Source organism: uncultured Thiodictyon sp., from assembly GCA_903837595.1.
Lineage (GTDB): Bacteria > Pseudomonadota > Gammaproteobacteria > Chromatiales > Chromatiaceae > Thiodictyon.
In genome coordinates, this window is record CAILVI010000354.1 from 1 (window position 1) to 5,414 (window position 5,414).

3 protein-coding genes and 1 pseudogene are annotated in these 5,414 nt (G+C 63.0%); 1 reads left to right on the forward strand and 3 read right to left on the reverse strand.

Features of this window, described 5'->3' with window-relative positions:
• Window positions 1-120 precede the first annotated feature (120 nt).
• From soeB to soeA, 3 genes are all read right to left on the reverse strand, one after another.
• Window positions 121-843, reverse strand: coding sequence for a sulfite dehydrogenase subunit SoeB (gene soeB / locus QZY44_RS20205; RefSeq protein WP_295450862.1), 723 nt, complete (start codon window positions 841-843; stop codon window positions 121-123).
• A gap of 57 nt (window positions 844-900) precedes the next feature.
• A complete protein-coding gene (locus QZY44_RS20210) occupies window positions 901-1,332 on the reverse strand; it encodes a DUF2750 domain-containing protein (protein WP_295450865.1) in 432 nt (143 codons plus the stop codon).
• Window positions 1,333-1,459: 127 nt separating this feature from the next.
• The gene (gene soeA / locus QZY44_RS20215; protein WP_295450868.1) at window positions 1,460-4,357 is read right to left on the reverse strand and encodes a sulfite dehydrogenase subunit SoeA; all 2,898 of its coding nucleotides are present in this window, start codon (window positions 4,355-4,357) and stop codon (window positions 1,460-1,462) included.
• A 522-nt stretch (window positions 4,358-4,879) separates the two neighbouring features.
• Here soeA and sat point away from each other — a divergent pair.
• Window positions 4,880-5,414 (forward strand): annotated as a pseudogene (gene sat, locus QZY44_RS20220) (sulfate adenylyltransferase); the annotation flags it as partial.

Below are 5,414 nucleotides of genomic sequence, written 5' to 3' on the forward strand. Positions count from 1 at the left end.
GATCTGATAGTGGATAGTGGATAGTGGATAGTGGCCGGGCGATGAGGTGCAGCGATGGATCAGGATCGATTCGTCAGTCACTGCCGAAGCACCGAGGACTGACTATCCCCATCTCCCCTGCTACCAGGTCACATCGTCCAAGGTCTCTTCATCTTCACCGATGGTAAGATCTTCTTTCAGCAAGGGGTTGTCGGCCCGGGTGAGCTCCTCGGGATGGATATAGATACGGGTCTTGCGCCGCGGGAGGTAATGATTGGCCGGCTGTGTTGCGCACTCGGGCAACAGCTGGTAACCGCCCCGTTCGCGGATGGCGATGGAGACCTCAGAGTCCGGATCATGGACATCCCCGAAGAACCTCGCACTACTCGGGCAGGCCATGACACAGGCGGGCTTGCGCTCCCGCTCGGGCAGGCGATCATCAGTGACGCGATCGATGCAGAGCGTACACTTTTTCATGACCCGCTGTTGCTCATCGAACTCCCGGGCGCCATAGGGACAGGCCCAGGAGCAGTATTTGCAGCCGATGCACTTGTCGTAATCGACCAGGACAATGCCGTTATCCGCCCGCTTATAGGAGGCCCCGGTCGGGCAAACCTGCACGCAAGGCGGCTCCTCGCAGTGCAGGCAACTCTTGGGAAAGTGTACCGTCTCGGTGTCCGGGAAGGTGCCGACCTCGAAGGTCTGAACGCGATTGAAGAAGGTCCCGGTCGGGTCCGCGTCATAGGGATTCTGGTCGACCAGGGGGCCCGCCCAGCCGGAGGTATTCCACTGCTTGCAGGACGTCACACAGGCGTGACAGCCGACGCAAACATTCAGATCGATCACCAGGGCCAACTGGGTCATGGGCGGTTACTTCTCATTGGCATTGCTCACCGGAATCGGCCACCAACTCAGCACGACTCAAGCGCGGCGATGATCGCCACCATCCGGGCCGTCCTCTTCATCCTCATCCTCATCCTCATCCTCATCGTCATATTCATCGATCATCAGCTCATCGGCCAGGTCGGACGGCTCCACCTCCAGCCCCATGAGCTCGGCGTCCCAATTGGTACCCACCATGACCCCGTCCTCGTCCATCCCGGCCAGCCAGGTATCGATGAAGAGGTCCAGGTGGAGACTCGCCGGCTTATAGGCCGCCCAGTCATCCGAACTATGGATGCGCGCCGCCGCCTCGGTCGACCAGAATGGGTAGACGTCGGTGTCCTCGTATTCGTTGGACTCGCAAACGGCCCAGCCGTTGTCGGACTGGAGACCCCAGACCAGACCGGAGGCGCGGGCCTCGCGAACGAAGCGGTCGTGGTTTTCTTGATAATCGGCGGAAGGATCAGTCATGGCGTTACCCTTTTTGAAGAATCAATTACGCAAATCCGTCAGCACGGACACATCACCAGCGCGGACAAGTGGTTTGCCGTACTGACAGCCACTGGCCGTCGCCGACGCCCCGGCCTGGGGGCCGCTCCTACCGTACTTTCCCGAAGAGCCCGGCCACATACGCCTGCCAGCGACCGCGGCGGCGCTCCTGCCCTGGCAGCAGCGGCATAGGGGCGAATTGGGGTGAGGTCTCCTTGGGCTCGTCGGCGCCGGCCTTGTAGACCCGCACCCGCACATCGAACCAGGCCGCCTGGCCGGTCACCGGGTCGGCGTTTGAACAATACTCCCCGGCGGCGTGGGCGGGCAATTCCTCGCTGATCAGGTGATTGAGCAGGAAGCCCTTGCGGGACTCATCCGCGCGCTTGCCCAGGCCCCAGGCCCCGGCCGCCTTGCCGATGGCATTCCAGGTCCAGACGGTACCGGGCTCCACGGCCTGCGAGAAACGGCACATGCACCTCACCTTGCCGTGGGCGGACTCCACCCAGATCCAGTCACCGTCAGCGAACCCGTTGGCCGCCCCCACCTGGGGGCTCAAAAACAGGTAATTGTGACTGTGGATCTGCCGCAACCAGGCGTTCTGGCTGTCCCAGGAATGGTACATGGCCATGGGTCGCTGGGTCAGCGCGTTGAGCGGATAGCGCCCGGTGTCCGTAAGCCCGGTCTCCAGCGGCTCATAATAGAACGGCAAGGGGTCGCAATAGGTCTCGACGCGCCCGGCCAGTCGCGGGGGCGGCCGACGCCCGGGCCGCTTACCCTGAGCGGCGAGGCGAAAGCGCTGCAAGACCTCGGAATAGACATGGATCAGGATAGGGTCGGCGTGGCGAGTCATACCATGGACGCGCGACCAGTGCAGATAGCCTTGGTTCCAGTTACGCATGTACTGATAGGAGCGCGGCAGCTCGTGGTGATAGACGCAGCCGTGCTCGGCGTAGCGCTCCCATTGCTGCGGATTGGGCTCACCTTTCAGGAATTTGTCCCCGTCCTTGCCGCGCCAGCCAGCGAGAAAGCCGATACCGGAACCGGGAGAGGTTTCATAATTGACAATGAAGTCGGGATAATCGCGGTACTTGCGACTCCCGTCCGCATGGACGAAGGCGGGAAACTTCAGGCGTGAGGCCAGTTCGATCAGTACCTCCTGGAAGGGCTTGCACTCACCCTTGGGGGGCAGCACCGGGACACGCACGGAGTCCACCGGGCCGTCGAACTCGGAGATCGGCCGATCCAGCATGGAGAGACAATCGTGGCGCTCCAGATAGGTGGTGTCCGGCAGCACCAGGTCAGCGAATGCCACGGTTTCGGATGAGAAGGTGTCGCAGACCACCAGGAAGGGGATCTTGTACTCCCCGTCCGCCCCCTTGTCGGTCAGCATGCGGCGGACCTCAACCGTGTTCATGGTTGAATTCCAGGCCATGTTGGCCATGAACAGGAACAGGGTGTCGATCGGATAGGGGTCGCCGCGCCAGGCATTGGTGATGACGTTGTGCATCAGCCCATGGACGGCGAGCGGATATTCCCACGAGAAGGCCTTGTCGAGACGTACTGCCTCGCCTTGCGCGTCCACAAACAGGTCCTCCGGCCGCGCCGGCCAGCCGAGCGGCATGCCATCCAAGGGCGTGTTGGGCTTGACGCACTCGGGACCCACCGGGGGCTTGGGACAGGGCGGAATGGGGCGCGGGTAGGGGGCCTTGTGACGAAAGCCGCCGGGGCGGTCGATGGTCCCCAGGATGCTCATCAGGATGGCCAGCGCCCGGGTCGTCTGGAAACCGTTGGAGTGGGCCGCCAGGCCGCGCATGGCATGGAAGGCGACCGGGTTACCGGTGACGGTCGCGTGTTCATTGTCCCAACAATCGGTCCAAGCGATCGGCAGTTCGATCTTCTCATCCCGCGCGGTCACACCCATCTCGTGCGCCAGACGGCGGATGGTCACTGCCGGGATACCGGTAATGTCAGCTGCCCACTCCGGCGTACAGTCCTCCACCCGCTCCTTGAGGAGTTGGAAGCCGGGCGTGACCCGAGTGCCATCAGCCAGGGTATAGCGGCCCATGAGCAGCGGATCGGCACCTGGGGTGTGGGTGAGGACGGCGCCGTTCTTACGATCCCACCAGAGCTTGTTTTCGGGGTCGATACAGTCCGGGTCGGCGTCGGCATCGACGCGCACGAAGAGTCCGTGGTCGGCGCGCGCAGGGTTGTCCACCACCAACTCCGCGGCGTTGCTGTACTGGACCAGAAAATCGCGGTCATACAGCCCCAGGCTGATCAGCTCACGGATGATGGCCAGCAGCAGTGCACCATCCGTCCCCGGCTTGATCGGCACCCACTCGTCGGCAATCGCCGAGTAACCGGTACGGATGGGATTGATCGAGATGAAGCGCCCGCCGCGGCGTTTGAACTGCGAGATAGCGGTCTTGAGCGGATTGCTGTGATGGTCCTCGGCGGTGCCGATCATCACGAACAGTTTGGCCTTGTCGAGATCCGGGCCGCCGAACTCCCAGAAGGAGCCGCCGATGGTGTAGATCATCCCCGCCGCCATGTTCACGGAGCAAAAGCCCCCGTGGGCGGCATAGTTGGGGGTGCCGAACTGCTTGGCGAAGAGTCCGGTCAGGGCCTGCATCTGGTCGCGTCCGGTGAAGAGCGCAAAGCGTTTGGGGTCCGTGGCGCGCAGCCGCCCCAACCGCTGGGTCAGCAGGTCAAAGGCGTCCTCCCAGGAGCACTCCTCAAACTGCGAGGTGCCGCGCTCCGCCCCCGGCTTGCGCCGCAGCGGTCGGGTGAGGCGCGCAGGGGAGTACTGCTTCATGATCCCCGAGGACCCCTTGGCGCAGATCACCCCCTTGTTCAATGGGTGGTTGGGGTTGCCCTCGATGTAGCGGACCTGGCCGTCGCGCAGGTGTACACGGATACCGCAGCGGCAGGCGCACATGTAGCACGTGGTCTCTTTGACCTCGACCCGGCCGACGCCAGCGTCCGAGTGGGTGGTGGGGTCCTGCATGGGGCGACCTGGCTGGCGGGCTGACGATTGCGCGGATTCTAATGTTCTTATGCAACCGGGCGCAAACCCACTTCGCCGACTGCGGCCCTGAAGCATACCCCAGAGCCCCGCAAAACAACGGCCGGCCGAGGTGCTGATGTGCCCACGGGGATCGACGGCCAAGAGCGCGCCGGTCCAGCCCCCGTTCGCTCACCGTGCCGACTCTGTGTCCCGCCTTGCCGGCGTCACTCCACCAACATGTGCGCGAGTGCATCAGCCACCAAGCGTCTTGCCCGGCGCCCTGCGCGCGGCTAAGATAGGGCACATAAGCACTTCACCAAATACTTAATCCGACCTCGGATGACTGGTTGTCCTTTCTGACTTTATGGGATAACCAGCGATATCGTCCTGCTCGGCAGCGGCTGCCTCACGCCGCTGCCCGGCGGCATGACGCACGCCGACATCCTGACAATGACACGCGAAACCCATGCTCTTAATGTAGTATCCGCACGGGTTTCCAATTAACCTGGAGGAGCAAGGGCTATGGCATTGGTTGATCCACATGGTGGCGTTGATTTGCAGCCACTGCTGCCTGAAGGCGAGGCACTCGCACGTGAGCGCCGGCGCGCGGCCACCCTCGCGACCCTGCGCGTAAGTCCGCGCGAAAAGGGTGACCTCATCATGCTGGGCATTGGCGGTTTCACACCGCTGCAAGGCTTCATGACGCACGCCGACTGGCAGGGCGTGTGTGATGGCATGAAAATGGCGGACGGCTTGTTCTGGCCTATCCCCATCACCCTCTCGGCGGCCCAAGCGGCGGCCGATGCCATCGCGACCGGCAGCGAAATTGCCCTGACCGACCCGGACGACGGCAGCATTCTGGCGACCATGCGCGTCACCGAAAAGTACATCATCGACAAGTTGCATGAATGCGCCACCGTGTTCCAGACCACCGACTCGGCGCACCCTGGCGTCAAGCTGGTAATGGAACAAGGCGAGGTCAACCTCGCCGGCCCGGTCAAGGTGCTGTCGACCGGTGGCTTCCCCGAAAAATACGGCGAGTTGTTCAAAACTCCGA

What these genes read in the sequence shown, in the direction of transcription:
- QZY44_RS20210 (WP_295450865.1), bottom strand. Translation starts at nt 1,332, where the DNA reads ATGACTGATCCTTCCGCCGATTATCAAGAAAACCACGACCGCTTCGTT.
- soeA (WP_295450868.1), bottom strand. Translation starts at nt 4,357, where the DNA reads ATGCAGGACCCCACCACCCACTCGGACGCTGGCGTCGGCCGGGTCGAG.
- soeB (WP_295450862.1), bottom strand. Translation starts at nt 843, where the DNA reads ATGACCCAGTTGGCCCTGGTGATCGATCTGAATGTTTGCGTCGGCTGT.